The sequence below is a fragment of the Sedimentibacter sp. genome (genome assembly GCF_032080165.1).
Taxonomy (GTDB): domain Bacteria; phylum Bacillota; class Clostridia; order Tissierellales; family Sedimentibacteraceae; genus Sedimentibacter.
The window spans coordinates 79,627-105,569 of record NZ_DAMASY010000013.1; the positions used below are offsets into that span (position 1 = coordinate 79,627).

The 25,943-nt window shown below is 33.5% G+C and carries 29 protein-coding genes; 10 read left to right on the forward strand and 19 right to left on the reverse strand.

The genetic code is table 11. The features are described 5' to 3' along the window. Positions 1–10: 10 nt before the first annotated feature. A complete protein-coding gene (locus RT412_RS15375; RefSeq protein ID WP_313340714.1) occupies positions 11–409 on the reverse strand; it encodes a PTS mannose transporter subunit IIAB in 399 nt (132 codons plus the stop codon). A gap of 195 nt (positions 410–604) precedes the next feature. Here RT412_RS15375 and RT412_RS15380 point away from each other — a divergent pair, with 195 nt between their 5' ends. Further along, on the forward strand, positions 605–1,267 hold the full coding sequence (locus RT412_RS15380) for a hypothetical protein (RefSeq protein ID WP_313340716.1): 663 nt from the start codon (positions 605–607) through the stop codon (positions 1,265–1,267). A gap of 251 nt (positions 1,268–1,518) precedes the next feature. Beyond that, positions 1,519–2,220 (forward strand): RNA polymerase sporulation sigma factor SigK, encoded by a 702-nt coding sequence (sigK, locus tag RT412_RS15385; RefSeq protein WP_313340717.1) that lies wholly within the window; start codon positions 1,519–1,521, stop codon positions 2,218–2,220. Between the two features lie 53 nt (positions 2,221–2,273). Here sigK and RT412_RS15390 read toward each other — a convergent pair whose 3' ends face one another. From RT412_RS15390 to mltG, 3 genes are read right to left on the reverse strand one after another with little or no spacing between them, the layout of a single operon-like run. Further along, positions 2,274–3,494: a U32 family peptidase gene (locus RT412_RS15390; RefSeq protein ID WP_313340719.1), complete on the reverse strand. Its 1,221-nt coding sequence runs from the start codon at positions 3,492–3,494 to the stop codon at positions 2,274–2,276. A gap of 10 nt (positions 3,495–3,504) precedes the next feature. After that, on the reverse strand, positions 3,505–4,149 hold the full coding sequence (locus RT412_RS15395; RefSeq protein WP_313340721.1) for an O-methyltransferase: 645 nt from the start codon (positions 4,147–4,149) through the stop codon (positions 3,505–3,507). A gap of 9 nt (positions 4,150–4,158) precedes the next feature. Beyond that, a complete protein-coding gene (gene mltG, locus RT412_RS15400; RefSeq protein ID WP_313340722.1) occupies positions 4,159–5,175 on the reverse strand; it encodes an endolytic transglycosylase MltG in 1,017 nt (338 codons plus the stop codon). A gap of 325 nt (positions 5,176–5,500) precedes the next feature. On the opposite strand from mltG, the gene RT412_RS15405 reads away from it, so the two are divergent. Beyond that, the gene (locus RT412_RS15405) at positions 5,501–5,728 is read left to right on the forward strand and encodes a hypothetical protein (RefSeq protein WP_313340724.1); all 228 of its coding nucleotides are present in this window, start codon (positions 5,501–5,503) and stop codon (positions 5,726–5,728) included. 50 nt (positions 5,729–5,778) lie between these two features. Here the strand turns inward: RT412_RS15405 and RT412_RS15410 are convergent, their stop codons facing one another. From RT412_RS15410 to RT412_RS15445, 8 genes are all read right to left on the reverse strand, one after another. Further along, entirely contained in the window at positions 5,779–7,497 is a 1,719-nt protein-coding gene (locus tag RT412_RS15410) for a ribonuclease J (RefSeq protein WP_313340725.1), read from the reverse strand. Further along, positions 7,475–7,948: a Fur family transcriptional regulator gene (locus RT412_RS15415; protein WP_313340727.1), complete on the reverse strand. Its 474-nt coding sequence runs from the start codon at positions 7,946–7,948 to the stop codon at positions 7,475–7,477. The genes RT412_RS15410 and RT412_RS15415 overlap by 23 nt, the downstream gene beginning before the upstream one ends. Positions 7,949–7,966: 18 nt before the next feature. Next, positions 7,967–8,212, reverse strand: coding sequence for a DUF1292 domain-containing protein (locus RT412_RS15420; RefSeq protein ID WP_313340729.1), 246 nt, complete (start codon positions 8,210–8,212; stop codon positions 7,967–7,969). A gap of 10 nt (positions 8,213–8,222) precedes the next feature. After that, positions 8,223–8,636: a Holliday junction resolvase RuvX gene (gene ruvX / locus RT412_RS15425; RefSeq protein ID WP_313340731.1), complete on the reverse strand. Its 414-nt coding sequence runs from the start codon at positions 8,634–8,636 to the stop codon at positions 8,223–8,225. 7 nt (positions 8,637–8,643) lie between these two features. Continuing rightward, on the reverse strand, positions 8,644–9,591 hold the full coding sequence (locus tag RT412_RS15430; protein WP_313340732.1) for an aldo/keto reductase: 948 nt from the start codon (positions 9,589–9,591) through the stop codon (positions 8,644–8,646). A gap of 158 nt (positions 9,592–9,749) precedes the next feature. After that, complete coding sequence (locus tag RT412_RS15435) at positions 9,750–10,013, reverse strand: IreB family regulatory phosphoprotein (protein ID WP_179239680.1); 264 nt, start codon at positions 10,011–10,013, stop codon at positions 9,750–9,752. Positions 10,014–10,159: 146 nt separating this feature from the next. Further along, entirely contained in the window at positions 10,160–12,799 is a 2,640-nt protein-coding gene (gene alaS, locus RT412_RS15440; protein WP_313340734.1) for an alanine--tRNA ligase, read from the reverse strand. A 116-nt stretch (positions 12,800–12,915) separates the two neighbouring features. Then, positions 12,916–13,845: a hypothetical protein gene (locus tag RT412_RS15445; protein WP_313340736.1), complete on the reverse strand. Its 930-nt coding sequence runs from the start codon at positions 13,843–13,845 to the stop codon at positions 12,916–12,918. Positions 13,846–14,185: 340 nt separating this feature from the next. Here RT412_RS15445 and RT412_RS15450 point away from each other — a divergent pair, with 340 nt between their 5' ends. Both RT412_RS15450 and RT412_RS15455 read left to right on the forward strand, forming a co-directional pair. Beyond that, entirely contained in the window at positions 14,186–15,961 is a 1,776-nt protein-coding gene (locus RT412_RS15450; RefSeq protein ID WP_313340738.1) for an ABC transporter ATP-binding protein, read from the forward strand. Further along, entirely contained in the window at positions 15,958–17,757 is a 1,800-nt protein-coding gene (locus RT412_RS15455; RefSeq protein WP_313340740.1) for an ABC transporter ATP-binding protein, read from the forward strand. The genes RT412_RS15450 and RT412_RS15455 overlap by 4 nt, the downstream gene beginning before the upstream one ends. On the opposite strand, the gene RT412_RS15460 is transcribed toward RT412_RS15455, so the two are convergent. The 6 genes from RT412_RS15460 to RT412_RS15485 all read right to left on the reverse strand — a co-directional run bounded on the left by RT412_RS15460 (position 17,747) and on the right by RT412_RS15485 (position 22,362). After that, entirely contained in the window at positions 17,747–18,703 is a 957-nt protein-coding gene (locus tag RT412_RS15460) for a metalloregulator ArsR/SmtB family transcription factor (RefSeq protein WP_313340742.1), read from the reverse strand. The genes RT412_RS15455 and RT412_RS15460 overlap by 11 nt on opposite strands. Before the next feature lie 9 nt (positions 18,704–18,712). Next, complete coding sequence (locus tag RT412_RS15465) at positions 18,713–19,522, reverse strand: ABC transporter permease (RefSeq protein ID WP_313340744.1); 810 nt, start codon at positions 19,520–19,522, stop codon at positions 18,713–18,715. Then, on the reverse strand, positions 19,506–20,492 hold the full coding sequence (locus tag RT412_RS15470; RefSeq protein WP_313340746.1) for an ABC transporter ATP-binding protein: 987 nt from the start codon (positions 20,490–20,492) through the stop codon (positions 19,506–19,508). The genes RT412_RS15465 and RT412_RS15470 overlap by 17 nt, the downstream gene beginning before the upstream one ends. 9 nt (positions 20,493–20,501) lie before the next feature. Then, positions 20,502–21,314, reverse strand: a complete 813-nt coding sequence (locus tag RT412_RS15475; RefSeq protein ID WP_313413318.1) for an ABC transporter permease — start codon at positions 21,312–21,314, stop codon at positions 20,502–20,504. 276 nt (positions 21,315–21,590) lie between these two features. Further along, entirely contained in the window at positions 21,591–21,815 is a 225-nt protein-coding gene (locus RT412_RS15480) for a BhlA/UviB family holin-like peptide (RefSeq protein WP_313340749.1), read from the reverse strand. Beyond that, on the reverse strand, positions 21,805–22,362 hold the full coding sequence (locus tag RT412_RS15485; RefSeq protein ID WP_313340751.1) for a sigma-70 family RNA polymerase sigma factor: 558 nt from the start codon (positions 22,360–22,362) through the stop codon (positions 21,805–21,807). Before RT412_RS15485 ends, RT412_RS15480 begins: the two co-directional genes overlap by 11 nt. A gap of 599 nt (positions 22,363–22,961) precedes the next feature. On the opposite strand from RT412_RS15485, the gene RT412_RS15490 reads away from it, so the two are divergent. Then, complete coding sequence (locus RT412_RS15490; RefSeq protein ID WP_313340752.1) at positions 22,962–23,690, forward strand: LytTR family DNA-binding domain-containing protein; 729 nt, start codon at positions 22,962–22,964, stop codon at positions 23,688–23,690. Positions 23,691–23,732: 42 nt separating this feature from the next. Continuing rightward, complete coding sequence (locus RT412_RS15495; RefSeq protein WP_313340754.1) at positions 23,733–24,143, forward strand: hypothetical protein; 411 nt, start codon at positions 23,733–23,735, stop codon at positions 24,141–24,143. A 50-nt stretch (positions 24,144–24,193) separates the two neighbouring features. Here RT412_RS15495 and RT412_RS15500 read toward each other — a convergent pair whose 3' ends face one another. Further along, positions 24,194–24,601 (reverse strand): hypothetical protein, encoded by a 408-nt coding sequence (locus RT412_RS15500; RefSeq protein WP_313340756.1) that lies wholly within the window; start codon positions 24,599–24,601, stop codon positions 24,194–24,196. 340 nt (positions 24,602–24,941) lie between these two features. On the opposite strand from RT412_RS15500, the gene RT412_RS15505 reads away from it, so the two are divergent. Genes RT412_RS15505 through RT412_RS15515 form a run of 3 tightly spaced genes read left to right on the forward strand, consistent with a single transcriptional unit; the run spans position 24,942 to position 25,905 of the window. Further along, positions 24,942–25,307: a hypothetical protein gene (locus RT412_RS15505; protein WP_313340758.1), complete on the forward strand. Its 366-nt coding sequence runs from the start codon at positions 24,942–24,944 to the stop codon at positions 25,305–25,307. After that, positions 25,304–25,492 carry a hypothetical protein gene (locus RT412_RS15510; RefSeq protein WP_313340760.1) on the forward strand — a complete coding sequence of 63 codons (189 nt, stop codon included), beginning with the start codon at positions 25,304–25,306 and terminating at the stop codon, positions 25,490–25,492. Before RT412_RS15505 ends, RT412_RS15510 begins: the two co-directional genes overlap by 4 nt. Positions 25,493–25,542: 50 nt before the next feature. After that, positions 25,543–25,905, forward strand: coding sequence for a hypothetical protein (locus RT412_RS15515; protein WP_313413320.1), 363 nt, complete (start codon positions 25,543–25,545; stop codon positions 25,903–25,905). Positions 25,906–25,943: the final 38 nt, after the last annotated feature.

Consider the following 25,943-nt stretch of genomic DNA (forward strand, 5'->3'; position numbering starts at 1 on the left):
TCTTCCTCCACTAATCAGCCAAAAACTTCTCATTAACGAAGACTATGCTCTTTTTACCGTTCTTTATAATTTTCTCTGCTATATCTTCTAAGCTGTATGTATCTCTGTTTACGGCTATATCGACAAACAACGGAAAATTAATTCCTGTTATATGATAAAATCTCCTGTTATTAGACACTCTTGTTACCGCATTAAAAGGGCTTCCACCGTACATATCGGTAAAAATAATCAAATCATCTTTGGATAATCTTTCAACTGCCTCTTCCACTTTATCTAAAAGTTCTTCAAAACTATTACCATATTCAAAAGATATACTCTCTGCATTCTCTATATTTCCTATAATCAATTCTGAACTTTTTAATAATTCCCTTCCAAAATTTCCATGTGTTACAAGCAATAAATTTATCATAGCTTAATCTCCTTTTAACTCTGTCATCCGGAAGCAGAAAGATGGATGACAATAAAATTTGGGCTAACATCATTTTTCATATTTATATTGTAAATGATGTTATGAAATTAGTAAAGAAACATTTGCTATTTTAATTCACTAATATGGATTTAATACGTATATTAATTATAAGAAATTTTATATATGGAGGAATATATGATTTATTCAAATAATAGAAACAACTGGCCGCATTATGATTCAATGCCCTACAATTGTAACCCCTACGCATCACATATGTCAATAAAAGCAAATCAGATGCCAACGAGTCCGTTACCAAACGGCTTCATGTTCCCTGATACCGTATTGCCCGATGGTGATATGCCTGCAATACCTATGTCACCGGATTTAATGCCGGGAAATATGAATTTATATCCAGGTATTCCGGGATTCCCATTCCCACAAATGCCTATGCCAGGTATGCCGGGTATGCCACAGATGCCGGGTATGCCCGAAATGCCACAGATGCCGGATATGCCCGAAATGCCACAGATGCCGGATATGCCCGAAATGCCGCAGATGCCGGGTATGCCGCAGATGCCGGGTATGCCGCGGATGCCGGGTATGCCGCGGATGCCGGGTATGCCGCAAATGCCGACAGCTCCGCAAACACCGGGTACACCTCAAACGCCAACTGCGCCACAAACTCCTTCAATGCCGCAGATGCCCAGTATGCCGGGTATGTCGCAAATGCCTGAGCAATTAACCTGCGAACAGCTCATGGATTTAATGAGACGGATGAACTGCAACGTCATGAACAATAATCAACAAAACAGAAACACGAACAATAACAATACAAGAAATAATATCAGCAGAAAATAATTAGCAGGGAAATACATCGAATATACATGGGGACAATAGCCCCCATGTTTAATTTATCATAGTCGAATTTTATCAAATTTTATGTATTTCCCAGTTAATACTAATTCGCATTAATCAAGTTCCCTTAAAGCGAATCAGCAGATACTGTTTTCAGATGTCGCGGACAAATATTTGTACACATTCTAAAATTATAACAGTATAATATTTTTCAAAAAGCTTGCATATAATGTATAACTCCGGGGGGTGGTTTTTTGATTGAAAATTTATTGCAGCTTTTATTTCCACTATCTATTTTTATTTTCGGTTACATAACTAATGGAAATTCCTTTCCACAGCCCTTAGGCAAAGATGAAGAATCTGAGTTAATTCAAAAATCTAAGGAAGGAGACATGGATGCACGGAATGTACTTATAGAGCGAAATCTCAGATTAGTTGCCCATGTTATAAAAAAATATAAGACTGTTGGTATTGATCAGGAAGATTTAATTTCAATCGGTACAATCGGTCTAATTAAGGCCGTATCGACATTCGATGACAATAAGGGTATCCGGCTTGCTACTTATGCTGCAAAGTGCATTGACAACGAAGTACTGATGACAATAAGAAGCGATAAAAAACTAAAAAAAGAAATTTCTCTTCAAGGTCCTTTAGGTACCGATAAAGAAGGAAACAATATATATCTTATTGACATAATAAAATACGAAGGCGAAGAAATTATAGGCAGATTGGATAAAGAAGAAAAAATAAAGGCATTAGACGAAATATTAGATAAAACTCTTCAGAAAAGAGAAAAAACAATAATAGAAATGAGATACGGTATAAGGAATCATGAGCATAAAACTCAGAGGGAAATTGCAAAGCTTCTTGGTATTTCACGTTCATATGTATCAAGAATAGAAAAAAAGGCATTAAAAAAATTATACGATGCCTTGGTATCAAACGCAGGTACATAGAACAATCAGGGACGATTCGTCTCACAAACACGAAACGAATCGTCCCCTATCTTTTATTCAACCTTTTTTCGTAATATAAAGTATGGTTCTACGTCTTCATTCATTTCTATTTTTATCATTTGCTGAGGATGAGGTGCTGAATCTATTTTATTGCCTGCTTCATCCTGCATATTTTTTGCAATAACTTCAAAATGTCTGCCTTTAGGACCGAAGCATTCCAACAAATCTCCTTCCCTGAACTTATTTCTTTGTTCTACAAGAGCTGTCTTCGTTTCTTTATCATAAGACCTTATAATACCTACGACGTCATAGGTTCTTATATAGCTGCTCGAGGTGTAAAGCTGACCATCCTTATATGGATTGCCAAAGAAAAATCCATAAGAGAAATCTCTGTGAGACGATTTTTCGAGCTCTTCCTTCCAATAGACGGTATTTCTTTCTTCACGCGGTTTTTCTAACTCATCCAAAGCATTTCTGTAGGAACGTACGGCAATTGCCGTATAATATTCGCTTTTATTTCTACCTTCTATTTTTAATGCCTTAATACCTATTTCTTTAAATCTGTCCAAATGTTCAACCATGCACATATCCTTAGAATTCATGATAAACGTTCCTTCGTCGTTTTCTTCTATAGGATAATACTCTCCGGGTCTTTTTTCTTCCACTAAGTTATATTTCCATCTGCATGCTTGAGCACAGTCACCCTTATTTGAAAATCTGCCTGTCATAAAGCTGCTTAACAAGCATCTTCCTGAATAGGATATGCACATTGCTCCATGTACAAATGTTTCAAATTCTAAATCCTTAGGTGAATTCTTGACTATTTCTTCTATTTCCTTAAATGTAAGCTCCCGGGCTAACACGATTCTGTTAACTCCCTGTCTGTACCAGAAATTTGCAGTATGATAATTTGTTGTATTTGCTTGAGTTGATAAATGAACTCTCATGTCAGGAACAGTCTGTTTTATAATGTCTACAAGTCCAGGATCTGCAACTATCAACGCATCTGCCCCTATTCTTTGCAAATATTTCAGATAATCTTCAATTCCTTTTAAATCATCATTATGAGGTACTATATTTACGGTAATATTTGATTTTCTCCCATGCTTATGGCAATACTCAATTCCTTCCTCTAATTCCTTTTGGGAAAAATTCTTGCCGCCTGCCCTCATTCCCATTGATTTACCGGCAAAATATATTTCGTCTGCTCCATATTGAACAGCCATGATCAATTTATCCATATTGCCTGCAGGTGCTAATAACTTTGGTAACATACTTTCTCCTTTATTTTAACAATGTAACTGCCAAACCGTCTCCTAACGGAAGTACGGAAGTAATAAATCTATCGTCGTGTGATATATATTCAAGATAGTTTCTTAAATTTCTTACTAATGTTTTCTTTCTTCTTACAACCAATTCATCAGATGCAATCATACCTTGATACAATACGTTATCTGATATTATGATTCCTCCCGACTTCATTCTTTCGCAGGCTTTATCAAAAAATAATTTATAATAGCTTTTAGCCGCATCAATAAAAGCCATGTCGAAGCTGCCTTCTATTGTATCTAAAATCTCTGTTGCATCACCGAAATGAACTTCAATATTTTTATCAAGATTAAATTTTTTGATATTGGTTATAGCTTCCTGATAAAATTTTTCACTTCTTTCGACGGTTACAACTTTGCCTCCTAAATTCATAACATGACTAAAAAATATAGAAGAATATCCCACGTTTGTGCCGATCTCCAATATACTTTTTACATTTGATTGCTTTATCATAAGCTTTATAAATTGTCCCACTTCCTTATGAATTATGGGAAGATTTCTTTCCCGGCATTCATTTCTGAATGCCGTAAGCTTCTCATCCTCATCTAATATAAGGGAATTTATATAGCTGTCAATATATTCTCTGTTAATATTATCCATAATTTACCTTTAGTCTAAATACTCGCCGGCTGCTTCTATATGTTCATCATAGCTTTTAGAAAAATAATGAGAACCATCTCCCTTTGCAACGAAAAATAAATAATCAACATCAGCCGGTTCAAGTGAAGCTATAATCGAAACTTTTCCGGGCGAATTAATTGGTGTTGGAGGCAAGCCTTCAACTACATATGTGTTATAAGGTGAATCAATTGCTATATCCTCATACGTTAGTCTTTCCTTCCATTCACCGTGTGCATAGTTTACGGTTGCACATGACTGCAGCTTCATGTTTATATCAATTCTGTTCAAAAATACTGCTGCAACCTCGTCTCTTTCCTCGTCCAGTAATGCTTCCTTTTCAACAATGCTTGCAAGATTTATAATCTCTTCAAAGCTCAGCTTATTATCAGTTAACCTTGGTTTTATTTCATTAATATAAAACTTATCAAACTGGTTTAGAAGCACCTTTACTATATCTTCTTCACTTGAATTTATATATACATTGTACGTTTCAGGCATAAGATAACCCTGAAGATTGTTGATGTCAGGATAATCTTTTAAAAATTCCATATCATCCTTGAACCTCTGACCATTATTCATAATTTCCACTAATCTGTCATAGTTTAAATCCATTTGCTCGGAAATTTCATTTGCTGTTTCCTCCAATGTTAAACCCTCAATAATCGTAATATTTAAAGTATTACCGGAACTTCCTCCGTTTATTAATGCCTTTAAAAGCTCATCGGCATTCATATTTTTAGATAATACAAAGCTGCCTGCTTTCAATTTGGAATCAGCTTCAATTTTTTTGGCATAATATTTAAAAATACGTGTATCTTTTATTAATTCATTTTCATAAAGTATATCAGCTATATGATTTGTAGAACTCCCCGCAGGTATTTCCACAACAATTTTAGTATCGTCAGTACTGTCAACTGCCTGTAAATTATCATTTATATAATTTTTAGCAAAAAAATAAGTTATAATTACAGCCAATATCACTAAGACGGCAAGTATCTTCTTCATAAGTCCCTCCGTATATTCAAAATCCACTAAATTATACATCTTTTTGACATCAATTACAATATAAAAAAAGATTTTCTCCTTAATCAACCAAGGCTTTTTAAAAGGTTTGTCCTGCAAGGCACCGGAAATCGGACAACCGGAGCGTATTGTTTTTATACGTGAGGATTGACCGATTGAACGGCAACGACGCAGGCGGGACTTTTAAAAAGCCTGAAATAGCAATTTTTTCTATGCATAATATATTGTATTAAACACATAATATTAATGCTTATTACTTGTAAGAGAGGGTTGGTTCTATTGGACTGGAAGATTGGAAAGATTGAACATGAGTAACACTCCGAAGTATAAGATTACAAATGAATTTGACAATGTAAAAGTTAGAAATCAACTGAATGGTGCTTTACAATTAACCAATGAAATAAGTGGTAGACCGGAATTAGATATTTTCTCTAAAAGAGAAAATTCAAGATTGGTGGAAAAAAAGATTGTAAACAATAAACCATCTCAATTTGGACCTGTTTTAGGTGTAAACTTTCACATGATTAAAAAATAATGAGTAATAAGCACATAAGCAGCCGGCGAATTTTTCGCCGGCTTGCTTTTTTACACTTCTAACTCCTTAAACAAATCACATATACTTGACATATCCTCTGATTTAACCTCCATAATTATTGGAAGTATCATAGGATTTCTTTTAATTTTTTCATATATGAAGCCGCTTAAACTATCCTTAATCATCATTTTAATATTGTTCCAGTCTTTGATTTTAGTATCTTCGCACTTTGACAATGCTTTTCTTATAACTGATTTGGATTCTTCGATTAAATCAATATTTTCTCTCACATATATGAAACCTCTTGAAACAATCTCAGGTCCCGAAATAATTTTGCCGGTTCCTCTTTCTGTTACAAGAACAACTATTATCAATCCATTTTCAGCTAATAATTTTCTGTCTCTCAGAACAATATTTCCAACATCTCCTACTCCAAGACCATCCACAAGAATATTACCGGATGGAACAGAACCGTTTATAGCGATTGATTTTGATGTAAGCTCAATAACGTCACCATTTTTGCCGATTATGGTGTTTTTTTCAGGTATTCCCATTTCTCCGGCAAGCTTAGCATGCTGCATCAAATGTCTGTATTCACCGTGGACAGGTATGAAAAATTTTGGTTTCAGCAATGAAAGCATTAACTTTAATTCTTCTCTTCTGGCATGGCCTGAAACGTGCACTTGAGTTAACGCATCATATAATACGGTTGCTCCCTTTTCATAAAGCATATTGATTACTCTTGAAACAGTTTTCTCATTACCCGGTATTGGATTAGCAGAAATAATAACTAAATCTCCCGGCTTAATCTGGATCTTTTTATGATCGCTGTTTGCCATTCTCGTAAGAGCAGACATTGGCTCTCCCTGGCTTCCGGTTGTCATTAAAACAACTTCACTGTCCTTGTAATCCTTTAAATCATTAACATGAATCAATGTTCCTTCAGGCACATCCAGGTATCCTAACTCCTGAGATACCTTAACGGCATTAATCATGCTCTTGCCCGAAATTGCTACCTTTCTGTTATTAGCTACCGCAGCATTAATAATCTGCTGCAATCTATGAACATTAGATGCAAATGAGGCAACAATAATTCTTGATCCACAGGTTTTAAAAATTTCTAAAAATTTATAACCGATAGTTTTTTCAGATTCAGTAAATCCTGCTCTTTCAACATTCGTACTGTCTGACATAGCAAGCAGAACACCTTTTCTGCCGAACTCCGCCAATCTGCCTAAGTCGATTACCTCCTCATTTATAGGAGTATAATCGATTTTAAAGTCTCCTGTATGCACAACCATACCGATTGGTGTGTCAATAGCAAAAGATACTGCATCAGGAATACTGTGATTACTTCTGATAAAAGTTACCTTGAAGCAGCCCAGATTAATTGTTTGACCGGCTTCAACTCTGTTCAATTCTGCGTCTTCTATTTTATGCTCAAGTAATTTATTCTCAACAAGTCCTAATGTGAGCTTTGTTCCGTATATAGGAACATTTATTTTCTTTAAAAGATATGGCAGTGAACCAATATGGTCCTCGTGACCATGTGTCAGACAAATTCCTTTTATCTTATCTTGATTTTTTATTAAATAAGTTATATCAGGTATTACTATATCGATACCTAACATTTCATCTTCGGGAAATGACATACCGCAGTCTACTACAATTATGTTTGTTCCATATTCGATAACTGTCATGTTTTTGCCTATTTCCCCAAGTCCGCCCAATGGGATTATTTTTAATTTATGTTTCTTTTCTGTAGCCATTTTCATTCTCCTTATTTCTACATTGACTGCAGATACCTGTGAATTTGACTACGTGATTTAATATCTCAAAATTGTATTGTTTTTCTATAATTTCTTCCAATGAGTTCATTAGATCTTCCTTGACCTCAATAATGTCTCCGCATATTTTGCATAATAAATGATGATGCTGATGAATTTCATTGCTGTTTTCAGCCAGTATTTCATATCTTGAACATCCATCATCAAAATTATGCTTATAAACTAAGCCAATTTCTTCAAAAAGCTGAAGTGTTCTGTAAATAGTAGCAATTCCCATATTGGGGTTCTTATCCTTTATCAGGTCATAAACTTCCTCAGTACTTAAATGCTTATCTTTATGCTCCGCAAGGATTTCATATACTAAATTCCTTTGAACTGTAGATTTATAACCGTTATTGGCAAGAACATTAATTAAGTAATCTGATTTGTCCATACTTCACCCCCAAATGACTTAAATTAAATCATCCGCAATTCCTTCGTAAACTTCCATTACTTCTCTGATTTCTTCTTCATCTTCAACTTTAATCAATATTCCGTTACCGTCCTCGGATTCTTCCACATAATATATCATACCTTCATCAGAATTTATTTCGTGAAGAACCGCATACATGGTGTCATCTAAATGAAAAGTTGCCTCTATAACAAGCTTTTCAACTTTTCCTTCATCATTAATTAATTCTATTATGTTGTCTTCCATGATCTGCTCCTTATTTAATTCTTTGCATATACCCTGATAAAATATGAACTGCGGCCAATTTGTCTATTACTTCTTTTCTTTTTTTCCTTTTTACATCGGCATCTATCAACATTCTTTCGGATATTGATGTGGTGAAACGTTCATCTTCAAGCTCAATAGGTAAATCAACGTGTTTTTTGAGCTTTTCTAAAAAGCTGAGGACTTTTTCTCCCTGAATGCCAACCGTCCCGTCAAGCATTTTAGGAAGTCCCGCAACAATTTTAGTAACCTTATATTCGTCAATTATTTTCTTAAGCTCGTTAATATCGTTCTTAATATTTGTTCTTTTAATTGTAGTTACCCCTTGTGCGGTAATCATCAGCAAATCACTGACTGCAACTCCAATCGTTCTGTCTCCTACATCAAGACCCATCAATCTGTCCATAAATACCTCATACAATTTTGATAAAAAAATCCGTACATTCACCTGCGCAATAACTGCATAGAACGCATTTGTTCATATCCACGACACATTTGCCGTCAACAATTGTCAATGCATTTTGCCTGCACTTATCTGCACATTTTCCGCAACCAATACACCACTCTTCTACTATTAGAGTGCGTTTTTGATTTCTGATTTTATTTTTTATATTAATATTTAACTCATTGCTTTCTAAATAACATATGTTTGCATCAATTTCTTCAATTGTGCTCATACCTACTGCTATGGCATCTATTCCGGCAACCCCGTTAATAAAGCTGAAGGATTCCTGTGCATCTGTTGTAAGATGTCCTCCTCCATAAATTTTCATAGCCATAATAAATTTGTTTTGTTCTTTTGCTTTCTTAATAGCCTCAAGCATATCATTTACAGTACCATCCTGAATGCCGATACCATTTTTGTTAATAAGCGGAAATACAAACTCTATTTCCTTAAATTTAATCGAATCTCTCACTGCTGCCACACGGTGTGTCGATATTCCGAAATGTTTTATAACGCCTTGCTCTTTATACTCCATAAAGCGTTCAACTGCTTCATAATGGCCTAAAAAGTTGTTGCCGTTTTCTTGCTCGTGCAGCATAAATACATCTAAATAATCTGTGTTTAATTCCTTCAAAGCTTTAGTGACACTATATTCTGCGGTATCCTTGTCGTATGCATAACTTTTTGTAGCTATTGTTAGTGTTTCCCTGTCTTTGTCTTTTATGAATTCTTTTAATATATTATAGTTGTCATATAGCTCTGCTGTATCAAAAAAGTTTATTCCTTTTTCATAAGCGTAATTCAATAATTTTACTTTATTATTCAGTGAATCGCGATTTTGTAAATCACTTAACGATAAAGTTCCGTAGCATAATTTTGATATTCGTTTTTTTTCAAAAAAATTTATATATTTCATTTTTCACTCGTTATTTTGGCTAAGCAACAAAGCAGTATATACACATATACTGCTTTGTTGCTTACAGTATAAGCGACCGACACCAAATTTCGCATACAGCATAAGCGACTGACACCAAATTAAATTTGGGTCATCTGCTTAAAATTCGGGTCGTCTGCTTAAAGGTCTATTACGTCTAAATAAACACTTAATAATTCTTCTAACAGTTCGTCTCTCTCTATTTTCCTTATTAAACTTCTTGCATTGTTATGATTCGTAATATAAGTCGGATCTCCGGATAATATATATCCTATGAGCTGGTTATTAGGATTGTATCCTTTTTCTTTCAATGACTCATAAACCTGAGATATAATTTCCCTTGCTTCATTTAATGATTCTAATTTGTAATCGAACTTTGCAGTATTATTTACATTACTATCCATAAAAACCACCTCTTGCACTATATGTCTATTGTACTATATCAATTATATAAAATCAATGACAATTTTAGCACACATTAACATTACAGTCGATTAGGGATTGACTCGCTATGGATTAGCAATTGTTAATTCAATTGCTAATCAACTGCTTATCTATTGCCTATCAATTGTCTTACTGCCTCAATTGCATCATTTATTTTTTCAGGATTCTTACCGCCTGCCTGAGCGAAGTCCGGTCTTCCTCCACCGCCGCCGCCGGTAATTGAAGCTGCTTCCTTTACCATATTTCCTGCATGAAATCCTTTTTGAACTAAATCCTTTGTTACAGAAGAAACAAACAACACCTTATCCCCAAGGTCAGAAGCTAACAAAACAGCGCAGCTTTCATTTTTATCCTTAATTTTATCCGCAATTTCTCTTAATGAATTAGCATCCTTGTCTTTTAAGCTTATAGCAAATAATTTCACTCCGTTAATTACTTCAAAATCATTAAGTATATTCCCTATGCTTTGCTTAAGCAATTCGTTGTTTAGTTTCTGTATTTCTTTATCCTTTTCTTTTAATTCTTTTTTGATTGCATGTGCTTTTCCTACGCATTCATCAATAGATGACTTCAAAGCAAATGACAATTCTTCCGCAACATCAGAAAGCTGATTTAAATAATTAATTGCAGCTCTTCCTGTAATCGCTTCAATTCTTCTGACTCCTGAAGCAATACTTCCCTCTGATATTATTTTAAACATACCTATCTTAGCAGTTTCATCAATATGAGTACCTCCGCAAAGCTCCTTGCTGAAATTACCTACACTTATAACTCTTACAACATCGTCGTATTTTTCATCAAACAATGCTGTAGCGCCTGATTTGATAGCTTCGTCAATACTCAATATGTCAGTATAAACAGTGTAGTCAGAAAGAATAGCTTCGTTAACTCTTCTCTCAATTTCTTTTAATATTTCAGGTGTAACTGCTTCAAAATGAGTATAGTCGAATCTGAACCTGTCATGTGCTACCAAAGAACCTGCCTGATTTACATGATCCCCGAGCATTTCCTTAAGAACCTTGTGAAGCAAATGGGTGCATGTATGGTTTTTAGCAGTATTTTTCCTTTGGTCGGCATTGACTGTCGCAGTTACTTTGTCTCCAACAGAAATACTTCCTTTTTCAAGAGTTACTTCATGAAGATGAATAATTTTATTGAATTTCTTCGTATCAACAACCGCAGCTTCAGCTTCGTGTGTAGAAATTTTTCCTGAATCTCCTAACTGTCCTCCACTTTCAGCATAGAAAGGAGTTTTATTTAAAACCATAATACCGGATTGACCTTCGTTAATAGTATTAACTTGTTCTGAATCAACTATTAAAGCTAATACATCTGCATCAGTTTCAGTCAAGCTTTCATATCCCGTAAACAATGTCTTAGGTACATCTATGTTGAAATTTTCATCCTTCCAACCTGAGCTTCCTGTCTTTAACCTTGCTTCTCTTGCCATTTTCCTGTGTTCTTCCATAATAGTGACAAAAGCGTTTTTATCAAGTATAAATCCATTTTCGCTTAGAATTTCTTCTGTTAATTCTGTTGGAAATCCATAAGTGTCATAAAGCCTAAATGCATCCTCACCATCAAGAACCTTTTCATCAGAATCCTTTAACACTTGAATTTTTTTCATTAAAAGCTCAAGACCCTGGTCAATAGTTATTTTGAATCTTTCTTCCTCTAAGCTCACAACCTTTAAAATGTAGCTTTCCTTCTCAGCTAATTCAGGATAAGCTTCCTTCCACTCGTCTATTACAACCTTAACCGTCTTAGTTAAAAATTCATTATGTATGCCTAAAGATTTTCCTTGTCTTATTGCTCTACGGATTAGACGTCTCAAAACGTATCCTCTGCCTTCATTAGAAGGAATAACACCGTCACCGATCATAAACGTTGCTGCTCTTGAATGATCGCAGATTATTTTCATGGATACATCACTTTTCTTACCGCTGCCATAAGTTATACCTGAAATTTCTTCAACCTTTTTTACTATGAAAATTAATGGTTCCACGTCAAAAACAGTCGGTTTATCCTGTAAGACAGTAGCAACTCTTTCTAATCCCATTCCTGTATCAATATTTGGATTTGGCAGCGGATGATAAACTCCATTTTCATCCTTATCAAATTGTGTGAAAACCAAGTTCCAAATTTCTATATATCTGTTGCAATCACAACCCGGTTTACAATCAGGTGAACCGCATCCCCTGTCATCACCTGTATCGTAATATATTTCTGAGCAAGGTCCTGAAGGTCCTACCTCTAATTCCCAGAAATTATCTTCCTTGCCTAATCTGACTATTTTTTCTCTTGGTATTCCCACATTATTATGCCACAAATCAGCAGCTTCATCATCATCCAAATAAACAGTAACCCAAAGTCTGTTTGCATCTATTTTAAGAACATCGGTCAAGAGCTCCCACGCCCATTCTATTGCTTCTTTTTTGAAATAGTCTCCAAAGGAAAAATTTCCGAGCATTTCAAAAAAAGTTAAATGTCTCGCTGTTAAACCAACATTGTCTATATCTCCTGTTCTTACACATTTTTGACATGTTGCCATTCTTTTTGCCGGAGGTGCTTCAGCTCCCGTAAAATATTTCTTTAAAGGTGCCATACCTGCACCAATTAGCAACAAGCTCTTATCATTTTTAGGAATCAAAGAAAAGCTTTGTTCCGTTAAATGCTCCTTGCTCTTAAAAAAGTTTAAATACTCTTTTCTTATATTGTTTATCGAAAATCTATCTAATTTATCCATATATCCGATTATTCCTCCGTTTCATAGTATGCGCTCTTATGTACTTTATTATGAAATTATAATGTATTCTTTCCCGTATTGTCAACTATGTTTAAAAAAAGATAATTACTGCTGTTCTATCTTTCTATCCTATTATAATTGTCTAATCTTTTTAATATTTTTAAAGTTAAAACTCCCTTCCATTCATTATAAGCAGGCTTTAAACTCCCCTGATAATAGCTGTCTCCCCAAGGAGGATTTATCAGGCTGCCTTCATTTCCTTCTATCAGCTCTACATAATAGTCAAGGTTTTCATTTATCTTACTGTTAATGACTCCGAACTTTTCTTTTTCGGGACTTGAAACAAAATCTAACGGAAGCGGAACATAATCTTTCCAATTTTCTCGATTGTATTCAATAACTTGAGATATACCGCACGAAATTCTGTTTTTTAATTGGCTTTTAATATCTTCCGGCAGTATTTCAAATAATTTTATATAACAAAACAGTTCATTATCTGATTCAAACACTTTTTTATCCTCAATATATTTAATTGCATATTCGATTAAATAATTAATATCTAATAAGTTAGTATAATTTCTGTATTTATATAAGTATGCTAATATTTCAGCAGAAGGATTTCCCCAGTTTTTATCTATTACAGTCATTCCTTTTTCTACATCATAATGCCACCATGGTGCATGAGGATATTTATTGACTTCTTTATTTAAGGCATACCATCCACTTCTTTTTTCATTAAATGTAAGCTCAAAATATTTGCAAGCCGACTTTATAATATTTTTTGTATCCTCTGTTTCTTCTATTTCAGATAGAATCCTTATCCCTATTGAAGTAGCCATAGGCGATGAATCAGGCTGCCTAAAATCTGATTCTAACGCTTTTCCAAATCCTCCATCATCGTTTTGATATTTTTTTAATTCCTTTATTATATTTTTACTGCTTCCTCCTTGAAAATGATATTCATATAAATATTTCTCTAAATCTCTCGCTTCATTTTTCAATAAATAACTGACTTTATTAAAACATTCATTTGATAACTTAAGCATATAACCTCTCCTATTTTTTATATATTCAAGTGTACTGTAGATGCAAATTCTACAAAATAGAGTATATCATAATTGGAAAAATATTTAAATAATAGAATTATTAACATCCATTAATTTTAGACACAGTTAAACATGAGGATATAAAATATAAATACTTTGCTTATATTACAGTAAATGATATAATTAAACAACAAAACTTGAAAAATTTGGCATAATGAAAAATTATGTAACTCAGGTACCATATGCCCAAAAAATCAAGAATATAAAACATTACGGGAATATATCATAAAAGTATATAATGAAAGGAAATTATGATTGTTGAAATCATATATAAACTAAAATGAAAAATTTTTCAGAACATATTCATATTGTAAATAAATATTCCCCTAAACAAGCAGTTCTAATAACTATAATTTTTATATTAAGTGGTTTTTGTCCTATTGTTACAATAATATTTGTTACAGATTTTATAAATTTAGCTTTGCAAAGTGCAAGTATAGGCGTCATAAATTCTAAAATTTATTTTGATGTGGCGGCAATCATTCTATTGTATGGATATGAACTTATGCTGCCTGCATTCCAGAAATTGATATCTGAAAAAGCAAAAATTAATATCAGGAAAAGTTATAAAAGCTTATTGCTTGAAAAATGCTCTAAATTAGAATACCACTATTTGGAGAATACAGAATCATGGAATTTAATATCAAGGGTATTAGATAAACCCGAAAATACTGTTGTAGATAATTATATTGCCATGAATCAAGTACTGGCAACCTTTATATCCATAATGGGTATAATTTCTATAATTTTTGTACAAGCGTGGTGGGCAGCAATAATAATTATTATAAGTTGCGTTCCGCTTTTTTATTTTTCAATAAAAAGCGGTAAAGCCAATTATAAAGCTAAAATTGATTCTTCAGAGCTTGAACGAAAATGCGAATACTACAGTGAAATTCTTTCAGACAGAGAAAATGTTGACGAAAGGAGTATTTTTGGTTTCAGCGAGAAGATTAACACAGAATACCGCAGAGTTTATAACGAGACATTTCGCATTAAAACCATTACAAGGTTTAAATGGTTTATTAAAACTAAACTCGGCGGTGTATTCACATCAATAGCTGCACTGATTATAATAGTCGTGTTGTTAGAGCCTTTAATTACAGGCTCCATAAGCATGGGTATGTTTATTTCTCTTGTAAATGCCATTCTTTCACTGACTGGAAATTTATCCTGGGGTTTAAGCTATCAGATTGATACAATTACGAGCGGTATGGAGTACATAAAAGACATTCAAAATTTTATGAGCTATGAAGAAAGACTGTATGCCTTGGAACCTCCTATATTAAATAGTAAAATTACAGGTGTTGAGTTTAAAAATGTAAGCTTTAGCTATCCGGGAACAGATACCCCGATACTTAAAAATGTATCTTTTTTATTGGAGGGTGGAAAGCAATATGCCTTGGTCGGTCCGAATGGTGTTGGAAAGACAACAATAATCAAATTGCTCACAGGACTGTATACGAATTATGACGGTGAAATCCTCATAAACGGAAAAGAATTAATGGAATATAGCTTCAGTGAAATCAAGGGCTTCTTCTCTGCTGTCTATCAGGATTTTTCAAAGCATGAATTTACATTCAGAGAGAATATTGCAATAGGAAACATAGAAATGATGAATACCTCTTGTAACGACGAAGCTATAAATAAGGCTATAAGCCAGATTGAATTGGAAAGGCTTGTTGAAAGCCTGCCAAACGGTCTCAATACTAATTTAGGTAAAATTCATAAAGACGGTATAGATTTGTCAGGCGGAGAATGGCAGAGGGTTGCCCTGGCAAGAGCAATAGTATCCAAAGCACCCGTCAGGATTTTGGATGAACCCACAGCCTCATTAGACCCGGTAAACGAAAATAAAATTTATGAATTGTTTAGTAAAATCAGTCACGATATAATGACTATTTTAATCAGTCATAGATTAGCATCAACAAAAATAGCAGATGAAATTCTTGTTTTCAATGAAGGAACATTGGTTGAAAAAGGAGATTTTGAATCACTTATGAATTTAAAAGGACATTACTATCAAATGTTTGAACAACAAAGGAGCTGGTATCAATGAATCAGGAAAAAATTTCATACTTTAAGGTTGCAAGCCGTATTCTTGCTGCTTCCTTTAAAGCTGCACCTCTATGGATAATAGCCGATAGCATAGGAATGATACTGTCTTCTTCAAGTTTTGTACTTATAGTACATGCCTTGCAGAATATGTTTGATACAATTAATCATGCGATACAGAACGGTACAAATGTTGTCAGTCTGTTAATGACTATTTTTATCACAGTTGCAGTACTTATTTTTAATGAATTAATGAATGCAATATGTAATTTTTTGGCCGGACCAACCGCGTTAAGAATTAAAGGAGCATTCAGAGAAAAGATACATGAAAAAGTCAGTAAGCTTCACGCTCTTGATTTTGAAGATGCCGAAACTCTTGATTGTATTCAAAAGGCCAAAGAAGGTGCTGATAATGGAATTGAATTATATCATTCAGTTTCCACATTACTTACTTTTTATGGTCCGTATTTTGTTATTATGGGTATTTATTTTTACAGTCTGCGCCCTGTTCTTGTATGGAGTATTTTCCTGATGTTTGTTCCACTGCTTATTTCGCAAATAGTTAAAGAAAAGGTATATACAAAGTTAGTAGATGAATCTGCACCAATTGAACGCAAAGTCAATTATTATGAAAATGAAATGTATAAAAAAGAATACATTAAAGAAACAAGATTGTTAGGTATTTATTCATTTATCCGAGACAAATACGAAAACGAGCTGATGTTATTCTGTTCAAAACGTTGGAGCTCTGTAAAAAAAGTTCAAATGATAGAAATAGGTCTTAGATCATTAACATTGTTAGGATATTTTGGAGTTATAGTGCTTTTCGTTTCCTCTTTGATAAACGGGTACATTACAATTGGAGCTTTTGCTGCTGTTTTTTCATCTGTAAACATTATGATTGCCTTTATGGATGATGCTGTAAGCAATTATTTGGGAGATATGCTTGGAAATTATGGTTCTCTCAGAAGCTTAGTATATTTTCTTGATCTTCCGGAAGAAGACGGAATTGATGAAGATATTGATTATTCTAAAGGCATTAATATTTCAAATGTTTCGTTTAAATATCCTAACAGTAATATATATGCTTTAGAAAATATATCCCTGCATATAAAAGAGGGCGAAACAATTGCCATCGTAGGTGAGAACGGCGCGGGAAAAACAACCTTGGTAAAAATTATATCAGGTATTTTACTGCCGACTATGGGTGACGTTCTGATAAATGATACTACAATATCAGCATATTCTAAAAAAAGCAGATTCAAGTATGTGTCAGGTGTTGTACAAAAATTTGGCAAATATAAAATGCTGCTTAAGTATAATGTTTACCTTTCCGATCCCAATAATACCATTGATAAGGAAAAGGTTAAGAAAGCATTATATTCTGCGGATTTCAACTTAGATAGTGAAAAAATAACAAGCGGATTAAATACTATGCTTTCAAGAGATTTCGGAGGATTAGATTTATCAGGAGGAGAATGGCAGCGAATTGCATTGGCACGAGGAATTTACAAAGATTCTAAGTTTATAATACTTGATGAACCGACCTCGGCAATAGATCCTATAGAAGAATCCTTAATTTATAAAAAATTCAGAGACATAGCAGAGGATAAAATAGCGATAATTGTAACACACAGATTGGGGGCAACTCAAATTGCCGACCGGATAGTTGTTCTTGACAGCGGTAAAATAGTTGAGGTAGGAACACATGAACAGCTTTTAAACAGCGGCGGAAAATATTCTGTTATGTTTAAAACTCAAGCTAAATGGTATTCGACCTACCCCAACGTCACCGCATGATAAATTCATACAATTTATATGGAATGTAATCAATGGCATCTTTATTGATACTGTACATCATAAAATTTCCTTGTCTTTTCTTTTCAATCAGCTTAGCATTGCAAAGAACCTTTAAGTGCTTTGATATTCCCGCTTCAGTCAAATTCAAGCTTAATGCTAAGCTCTGTGTTGATGCGGCTTCAGTCCTCATCTCACGGAGGATTCTGAGACGCGTTCCATCGCCCAGAGCTTTCAATAAATCTATCAAATCGTCGGGAACTGCTTCATTCCTTTCTTCCAATGAAACAAGCATGGTCAGATACAATATTCCTTTATCCTCATGCATCAGAAGATGCGGGCTCATAAATGTACTCGCTGTTATAACCACTTTGCTCAGTTTATTTAAATCAAAGCTATACTCTCTGTTCTTATGAAAAATTATTTTATCTTCGCTTATTTCCAGTCGCTCATGTATTTTATCCATACCGTTAAGCAATCCAACTTCCATAAACATGTTTATTTTTCTCTTTATTGTATGGATGAGAAAGGGCTGTAGAAAATTAATCTCATTATAAAAAAATGTCTCGTAATAAATTTTCATGATTTCAATAATATTGTTTTTTTCTTCCCAGCTGATACTCTTATCATATAATTCATATACCTCATTCCATTGATGTAAGCTAAGTTTTTCAATTTCTGCCAGCGCATCCGGGATGCAAAGGTCCTTATACGGACTAAAGTCGGAAAAATCCATAGGTATAAGCCAATCTCCCGTAATACGTCCGTATTTTCTTATATTATGTAGAAGCTCCTTGGAAATTTTATACGATATTTCCTCGATCCATTTCCTTCTGTCCAGATGGTGCTCAGGCACAGAAATAACATGCATTGAAGCAAGCATTTCAAATAACGGAGAAAAGGCAAATTCCGCACTTAATTCATTTTCACACAAAAAACCTACATTCATGCTGCTCTCCTAAAAAAGAGTTATATTTCCCGTTATGCGCATATGCTTTTCCACTATCTTTATTATTACCGAAATTAAAGCAAACAATATTACAGTAATTGCAATTCCGATTCCTGCAAACTCTTTGATTTCATAAAGCGAGCTTCCTGTGAGCACCACTCTCCTTACAGCTTCAATAGCATAGGTCAAAGGAAAAATTACGCTGATTGCTTTTGCCCATAAGGGAAACAATACGGTTGGAACCTTTACGCCCGAAAATATTTCCATGGGCTCCTCCAATATGGTAAACAAAAAATCAGAGTCCCTTGAAAACAGAAAGAGAGAGTTAAGAAACATCCCCCACGCCACAGCCATTGCCGTAACAATGAGAAACACGGTAACACAGGGCAAAATTTTTACAAACAAAACCTCGACCTTCATTATCAGCACAAGAAGCGAAAAAATCAGCATTACAAATACGCTTTCAAACAGTGATGATATGGCATTTCCTAAAAGCACAGCCGCTCTGTTGACCGGTGAAAGATAAATAAGCTCAAGCGTTCCGCTGATTCGTTCGAAAGAGAAGTTCCATGCGGATTGAACCAGTGACCTGAAAAAGCTCATGCACATATACCCCAACAATAAATATACTACCATATTTTCTGCTGTAATGTAAGCTATTTTGCTTTTTTCAATATCAAAAACCTTGAAGCTGTAATACGTTGTTATGAAATTTAAAAAGGGCCATACGAACAATGATACATAGATCATCCTGCTGTGAAAATAATTTTTATGCTGCTTCCTCATTTCAGCAGCAAGTGCCTTAACAAACGACCTCATGATGCGCCTCCTTCGAAAGACGAATTATTGCATCCTCAAGCTGCGGTTCCTTTTCATACATTTCCCTTATATACAAACCTGCTTCCGTACACGCCCTTGATAATTCCATGGATATATTTTCTCTGCTGTTGATGTATATTGCATCATTTTCATCCTTTACCTCAACAGTTGCATCAACGGATTTCAACCTGCCACAAATACGTTCTGTAATTTCCTTGCAATGCTTATCCAATCTTAATACATAATTTTTTCTGTTAAAGGTTTCTGACGTAAGCTCTTTGACAGTACCCTGCTTTATCAAAAAACCGTCACTCATTATATAAATATAGTCGCACAGCTCCTCTATTTCACCCATATAATGAGAGGTTATAAGAATGCCCTTGCTTTGCTCCTTTGCAAGGTGCTTGATGTGGCTTCTCAGCTCCTTTGACACAACCGCATCCAGCCCTATTGTAGGCTCGTCAAGAAATAAATATTGCGGGTCGTTTATTAGTCCCCGTGCTATCTGTAATCTTTGCTTCATACCCTTAGAAAATGTTTCGACAGGCACGTCCTTTTTATTCTCAAGCCCCACCAGCTTAAGCAGATTATCAATTCTTTCCTTAAGTACATTGTTTGAGACATTGTATATTTGTCCGTAATACCACAGATTTTCATAAGCCGTCAGACGCCAGTATATCATTCTCTCTCCGCCGGCAATCATATTAATCCTCTTTTTTATTTCAACAGGATATTTCACTGCATCTATATCATCCAGAAAATAGCTCCCCTCTGTTGGTGACAGCAATGTGGTCAGCATTTTTATGGTGGTTGTTTTTCCGGCACCGTTTATTCCCAAAAGCCCTACTATTTTTCCTTTTTCAATCTGCAGGGATATGTCCCTGACTGCCTGTATCTCCTGTTTTTCTCTGAATAATCCCTTTCCTTGCTTAATTATATATGTTTTCTTCAAATGCTCCGCTATAATCATGTCCTGCTCCTATCCGTTTATTTTTTCAAGCGCAATTTCTTCGCACCTTTTCATTTGCATAAATCCAACAACAACATATACGGTTCCCAGCAGTAAAATATGCTGCACCGATGACATCTGTTCACTTATACCCCTGCCTGATAAAAGTGTGCTGCGTATAAGATTAACCGCTTCGGTAACGGGTATAAACTCTGCAATAGCCCTGAGCCATTCCGGCAAGTACTGAACCGGAAAAGAAATTCCGCACACTAAAAACAAAAATGCAAACAGAGTGTTTTGAGATATATAAGTATCCCTCGTATAAAGCATTATGCTCCCAAGTACCATGGACACTCCAAAAAAGGCATAAAGCGATACTATGAAAGCAATCAGGAACGCTCCCATATTCGCACGGCTTAAATCTATACCAAATGGTATTGCAATAATGAGAGAAACTATTATTTCCATGGATGTGGTCACAGTCTGAACAAGCATGTTCCCAAGAAAATATTCTGTTCTTCTGAACGGTGCAAGCATCAGACTCTCAAGAGTACCTTCCCTTAATTCTGTAATCAAACTCCTGCTTACGTTGAGGCATGTCCTCACGACGAACAAGTACGTCAGGCTTCCCACCACAACATAGCTTATATAATCTCCTGTCCCGGTAAACCTGCTGAAATCCGACGACATGTTCCCTTCAAACAAAAGCTTCCACATCATCCATGCTCCAAGCACCGTATATAATCCGGTCAGCGTATTACCCACAAAGAAATGTACCGGATACGCCCTGTACTTTATCAGCAGGTCCTTTTTCATTGTTCCGTATAAAACCTTCAGGTTCATTCCATCCTCCATTCCGTCATTTTGATTAACCATTTGGTTAATCAAACGCATTTATCTTAAATTCACGCGTATTATACGGATGAAGTATGATATTGTCAATGATAATTGTTCCAAAAATATTACTTAAAATAACATTCTAAAGATAAACTTAATACAAAATTAAATATGCTCCTCCTTACAATAAACAGTTTTTATTTTCCACTGTCTACCATAAGAGGAGCATATCTTTATTAGACGATATTAGACGATTTTTTATAAAACTTTCTAATAAATTTTCTATTTGCTCAATAGACCTTTAATTTGTGTAACATCATCTTTTATAGCTTCAACCACTTTAAGCTTGTCGGTAAGTGAAGAAATGATATTTTGATAACTTTTTTCTCTTTCTTCCTGCCTGAGATCTCTTTTTTCTTGAGTTTTGATAATATACAATATCATCATTACTGACAATAAAGCCCAAAACCCTTGAGTTGATGCAATTTCTATTATTTTATCTTCCATGGTATCGTCCTCCTGTTTTAATTTCAAAATCACCAATTGCCTCTTTAATAGCATTTAGTCCCCTATTTTTTGCCCTGTTAACAGCTTGTCTCGAAATTCGCAAGCTGTTTGCTATTTCATTATCAGAATATCCGTATACATATTTTAAAATAATTATCTTTTTCTGGAGCTCGGTTAAGTATGAAAGGTAAGCATTCTCTAAATCGTCTATTTCATCATAGTAAGGGACATCATTTATAAAAGTGTTTTCATCATCTAAATAAACGTATTGAATTTTAGATTTGTGGGTTTTTAATAAATTTAAATATGCGTTAATAAAAAACTTGTTAGTATAATTTACTACTACACCGTCACATTTAGAATTTAAAGCACTAAAATCAGTGTTTTTTATAAACTCCAAGAATAGTATTACAATGTCCGTTTCCGCAGTTTCATAATTCAAATTTCTGCCGCACTTCTTTATTTTTGGCAAAAACTTATCATAAAGCTTTAATATTGATTCTTCGTCTCCCGATTGAGCGGCTCGAAAAAGCAAATATAATTCCATCTTATTACCTCCTTGTAAAAATCGCTTGAATATTAAGGACAAGTTGAAAAGGTAATCTGTAAACCTGTCCCAAAAATTTTTACAAGGGGGTATAATTAAATTTTGCGCATAAAAAAGACACATACTAAGGTTTCATGCTTCATCTGCATTAAGCCGTTATATGCATCTTTTTATTTGCTAAATATAAGATTAGAATATTGTCAAGTATAATAGAATTATTTAACCGGGCTTAAATGCATATAAAGGCATAGCCATTTGACAATAAGTATTAATGTTTAATTGAAATAAGATATTTTTGATCATAATACTTCCATTTCCTTTGAATAAACTTGTAGCATTTTATTAATTTTATCCAATTGAATAATATAATTCAATATGTAGGTTATAAACAGCACAGTTAATTATATAAACAACATTATAAGTAATTTAATATAAAAAGTTAATTAATTTATAAATTAAAACATGTATAGAAGTATTATTTTAATGGAACTATTTATATCAAAAATACGTCTTATATTTTAAGACGTATTTTATTTGATAGCTATATAAAGATTGTTATTTCGAGTGTTGATGTATTTTTATTACAAGGGGGGATACATTTGGAATACAGATTCTTGCTATGCGATGATATGGAAGAACATTTATATGTTTTGGAAGAGAATATAAATAGCATATTAAAGGATAATGACATATCCTATATATGCCATAAAACAGCATCAGGTGCTGAAGTAATTGAATTGTACTCTAAACATAAATATGACATAATTTTTATGGATATTAATATGCCTGAAATAAGTGGTACAGAAATAGCAGGTAAAATACTTGAAATTGACCCAAATGCCATAATAATATATGTTACATCATTTACAGAATATACTACTAAAGCATTTGAACAATTTGCGTTTCAATATTTAATTAAACCAATTGAAAAAACAAAGCTAACTTTAACATTAATGAAAGCCTTTGAAAAAATTGAAAAGGATATGTTGTATAATAATGAAAACAGCTTTATTACAATAAATAAAAATAATAAGAAAATAAAAATTATGAATAAGGATATTTTGTATTTTGAAAAAGAATCGAATTATATCAATATTTATATGATAAACCAAAAAACAGAACGAATCCGTATGACTTTTAAAGAACTTATGGACACTATTGATATGAGTTTATACTTAAGATGTCACAAGGGTTTTATTATTAATAAATCGAAAATCAAATCAATATCGGCAAAAGAAGTGGAACTATTTCACACGGGTGAAAAGGTACCAATAGGGCGCGTATATAAAAAAGAATTTCTGAATTTTTTAGTTCAAAATGAAAATTGAAAATCATAAGACATGATAAATAAATGAAAAGGAGTATTAACGATGATTTATAGAAATAAAATACTTATTATAATTATAGGAATAATGTTAGCTATATTTGCTGTCTACGATTATTTTAAACCTGTGAAATTAGAAAAGGGGAGTGTAGACTTAGTTACTCCCGACAAAAACAATGCTAATATAAAAAATATAGTATTTAGAATAGGTATTAAAAATAAGCGAAACAAATCAATTAATTTAAAATTACATTTCTTGAGAGAAGAAAAAGATGAGGAATGGTATCCTTATTATAATTTAATTCCTAAGAATATTATTACTGAAAGTTATAAACTAAATGCTAAAGAATATAGGCATATTGAGTATACATATACTGTTGAAACTGATAATAATGATGAAATAATATTTTCGAAACTTGATAGGATAAAAATACATTACGAAGTTATAAGAAAGTAATGAAAAAACTGTCTATAAAAGCATATATCTTTATATAGACAGTTTTTTTGTTAGTAGTTAATATTATAAGTTACTGATGTTTCGCCCGGGAAATATAACCCCTCGTTTGGACCTCCTACATCTTCATATATTATTGTCCTAAATCTTACTGCTCCCTGCAGATTAACCGCTTCCAAATACAATGCTGCATTGTATAATTGAATAAAATCTACAACTCCATCAATGAAACTTACTATGTCTCTAACAGTTAATACCAAACTTATTTTTGATAATAATTTAGTAAATGCAGCGCTTCCTACCTTTGCAATAATTGCATCTTTAGCTGCTTCTTTAGCGTCTTCCAAAAAAATATCGGACAACTGACTAAATACAAACCCATATGCATGTTCATTAAGAATATCACAAAGCTGATTGTAAGTATAATAAACATCTACTGTCTGAACTTTTGTCCATGCCATTTTTTTTACCTCCTTTTGTTATACTAAAAAGCATATTCTTATTTAGCTTCTCATAATATAAAGTCAACTTTTTAAAACAAAATGTATACCTGTTTTACAAATTAATTTTTCTAATTCATTTTTAATTTCACTTATATCAGATTTAATATCTTCTGAAATATTCAAACTTATCACTCAAATTAGAATTTATGGTTATAAAATTTCATGCTATGATAAATCTTCTATTAATTTCTATAAGAACAATTTCATTTTATAAGTGTAAACCTATTTTATAAATTTATAGAAATTATAAACGTTATTTGATATAATGATGATACATATTCATAAGGAGAATGCAGGTATGAGGTTTGAAAATACAGAAGTATTTAATTTTGAAGGTGCGTTAAGAGGACTGAGGAATCCAAAGGATAGCTGGCATTTATCTGATAGCCGCTATATACATGATAGTTGTGATAAACCTTTTTATGAAATAGGTAAAAATGATTTGAACTTGGCGCAAAGAATGATTAAGGGCGGAAGTACACATTCTAAATATATGAGACAAATATTTGTCAGTGTTGATATAACGGCTCCCCGGTATTGGTGGTCTGAATTCGATACATATAAAATAGGGACAACTGCAAACAGCAGCTCAACCATGCACAAATTAACAGCTTATCCGATGATTAAGGAAATGTTTGAATCCGACGGAATAAAAGAATTATGAAGCAAATGTTACCGGAAGGATTTTTTCAGAAAAGAACGGTTACTTTAAATTATGCAAGCATCAGACATATGGCAGCCAGCAGGAGTCATCATCAGTTGACCGAATGGAATACAGACTTTATAAACTGGGCAAAAACCTTGCCATATGCTAATGAATTGAATTTTTATGAATTGAAATATGAATAAAGCCCGTTTCCGTTGAATACGGATAATATCTTGTAGGAGCAAATAATAACATGAAAAAGAATTCAACGAAAATAAAGCTGTCAATATCCATAATATCAGTAATTATCATATATATTATATATATCAATTGTTTTAATTTAATCAGTAATTATGCCGAAAAAGGATATCCGGGAAAGCATTCCGCGGTTGCCGGACCTTATGGTGCTTATCTAAAAAATCTGTATTTATCTTTAAATACGATTATTGAAAATGATGAGTACGGCATATTGGTTGTTAGAAAAAGCGGTAAATTTATTTATTTCCCCCATAAAAATTTTATTGAACCGGAAAAAGAAAATGTTTATAAATATGAAGGATATTGGTATTTATCAGATAAAATGAAATTTACCATAACAATGTTTATGCTAATCTAAAAATAGGTCAGCTGGCTCATCGAAAACTAGGTCAATAT

What these genes read in the sequence shown, in the direction of transcription:
- RT412_RS15470 (WP_313340746.1), bottom strand. Translation starts at nt 20,492, where the DNA reads ATGATTATAGCGGAGCATTTGAAGAAAACATATATAATTAAGCAAGGA.
- RT412_RS15465 (WP_313340744.1), bottom strand. Translation starts at nt 19,522, where the DNA reads ATGAGGTCGTTTGTTAAGGCACTTGCTGCTGAAATGAGGAAGCAGCAT.
- RT412_RS15485 (WP_313340751.1), bottom strand. Translation starts at nt 22,362, where the DNA reads ATGGAATTATATTTGCTTTTTCGAGCCGCTCAATCGGGAGACGAAGAA.
- alaS (WP_313340734.1), bottom strand. Translation starts at nt 12,799, where the DNA reads ATGGATAAATTAGATAGATTTTCGATAAACAATATAAGAAAAGAGTAT.
- RT412_RS15515 (WP_313413320.1), top strand. Translation starts at nt 25,543, where the DNA reads ATGAAAAAGAATTCAACGAAAATAAAGCTGTCAATATCCATAATATCA.
- mltG (WP_313340722.1), bottom strand. Translation starts at nt 5,175, where the DNA reads ATGAAGAAGATACTTGCCGTCTTAGTGATATTGGCTGTAATTATAACT.
- RT412_RS15495 (WP_313340754.1), top strand. Translation starts at nt 23,733, where the DNA reads ATGATTTATAGAAATAAAATACTTATTATAATTATAGGAATAATGTTA.
- RT412_RS15410 (WP_313340725.1), bottom strand. Translation starts at nt 7,497, where the DNA reads ATGGCTACAGAAAAGAAACATAAATTAAAAATAATCCCATTGGGCGGA.
- RT412_RS15460 (WP_313340742.1), bottom strand. Translation starts at nt 18,703, where the DNA reads ATGAATGTAGGTTTTTTGTGTGAAAATGAATTAAGTGCGGAATTTGCC.
- RT412_RS15445 (WP_313340736.1), bottom strand. Translation starts at nt 13,845, where the DNA reads ATGCTTAAGTTATCAAATGAATGTTTTAATAAAGTCAGTTATTTATTG.
- RT412_RS15450 (WP_313340738.1), top strand. Translation starts at nt 14,186, where the DNA reads ATGAAAAATTTTTCAGAACATATTCATATTGTAAATAAATATTCCCCT.
- RT412_RS15395 (WP_313340721.1), bottom strand. Translation starts at nt 4,149, where the DNA reads ATGGATAATATTAACAGAGAATATATTGACAGCTATATAAATTCCCTT.
- RT412_RS15415 (WP_313340727.1), bottom strand. Translation starts at nt 7,948, where the DNA reads ATGGACAAATCAGATTACTTAATTAATGTTCTTGCCAATAACGGTTAT.
- RT412_RS15390 (WP_313340719.1), bottom strand. Translation starts at nt 3,494, where the DNA reads ATGTTACCAAAGTTATTAGCACCTGCAGGCAATATGGATAAATTGATC.
- RT412_RS15375 (WP_313340714.1), bottom strand. Translation starts at nt 409, where the DNA reads ATGATAAATTTATTGCTTGTAACACATGGAAATTTTGGAAGGGAATTA.
- RT412_RS15480 (WP_313340749.1), bottom strand. Translation starts at nt 21,815, where the DNA reads ATGGAAGATAAAATAATAGAAATTGCATCAACTCAAGGGTTTTGGGCT.
- RT412_RS15510 (WP_313340760.1), top strand. Translation starts at nt 25,304, where the DNA reads ATGAAGCAAATGTTACCGGAAGGATTTTTTCAGAAAAGAACGGTTACT.
- RT412_RS15420 (WP_313340729.1), bottom strand. Translation starts at nt 8,212, where the DNA reads ATGGAAGACAACATAATAGAATTAATTAATGATGAAGGAAAAGTTGAA.
- RT412_RS15475 (WP_313413318.1), bottom strand. Translation starts at nt 21,314, where the DNA reads ATGAACCTGAAGGTTTTATACGGAACAATGAAAAAGGACCTGCTGATA.
- RT412_RS15380 (WP_313340716.1), top strand. Translation starts at nt 605, where the DNA reads ATGATTTATTCAAATAATAGAAACAACTGGCCGCATTATGATTCAATG.
- RT412_RS15435 (WP_179239680.1), bottom strand. Translation starts at nt 10,013, where the DNA reads ATGGATAGTAATGTAAATAATACTGCAAAGTTCGATTACAAATTAGAA.
- RT412_RS15430 (WP_313340732.1), bottom strand. Translation starts at nt 9,591, where the DNA reads ATGAAATATATAAATTTTTTTGAAAAAAAACGAATATCAAAATTATGC.
- ruvX (WP_313340731.1), bottom strand. Translation starts at nt 8,636, where the DNA reads ATGGACAGATTGATGGGTCTTGATGTAGGAGACAGAACGATTGGAGTT.
- RT412_RS15405 (WP_313340724.1), top strand. Translation starts at nt 5,501, where the DNA reads ATGAGTAACACTCCGAAGTATAAGATTACAAATGAATTTGACAATGTA.
- RT412_RS15505 (WP_313340758.1), top strand. Translation starts at nt 24,942, where the DNA reads ATGAGGTTTGAAAATACAGAAGTATTTAATTTTGAAGGTGCGTTAAGA.
- RT412_RS15455 (WP_313340740.1), top strand. Translation starts at nt 15,958, where the DNA reads ATGAATCAGGAAAAAATTTCATACTTTAAGGTTGCAAGCCGTATTCTT.
- RT412_RS15500 (WP_313340756.1), bottom strand. Translation starts at nt 24,601, where the DNA reads ATGGCATGGACAAAAGTTCAGACAGTAGATGTTTATTATACTTACAAT.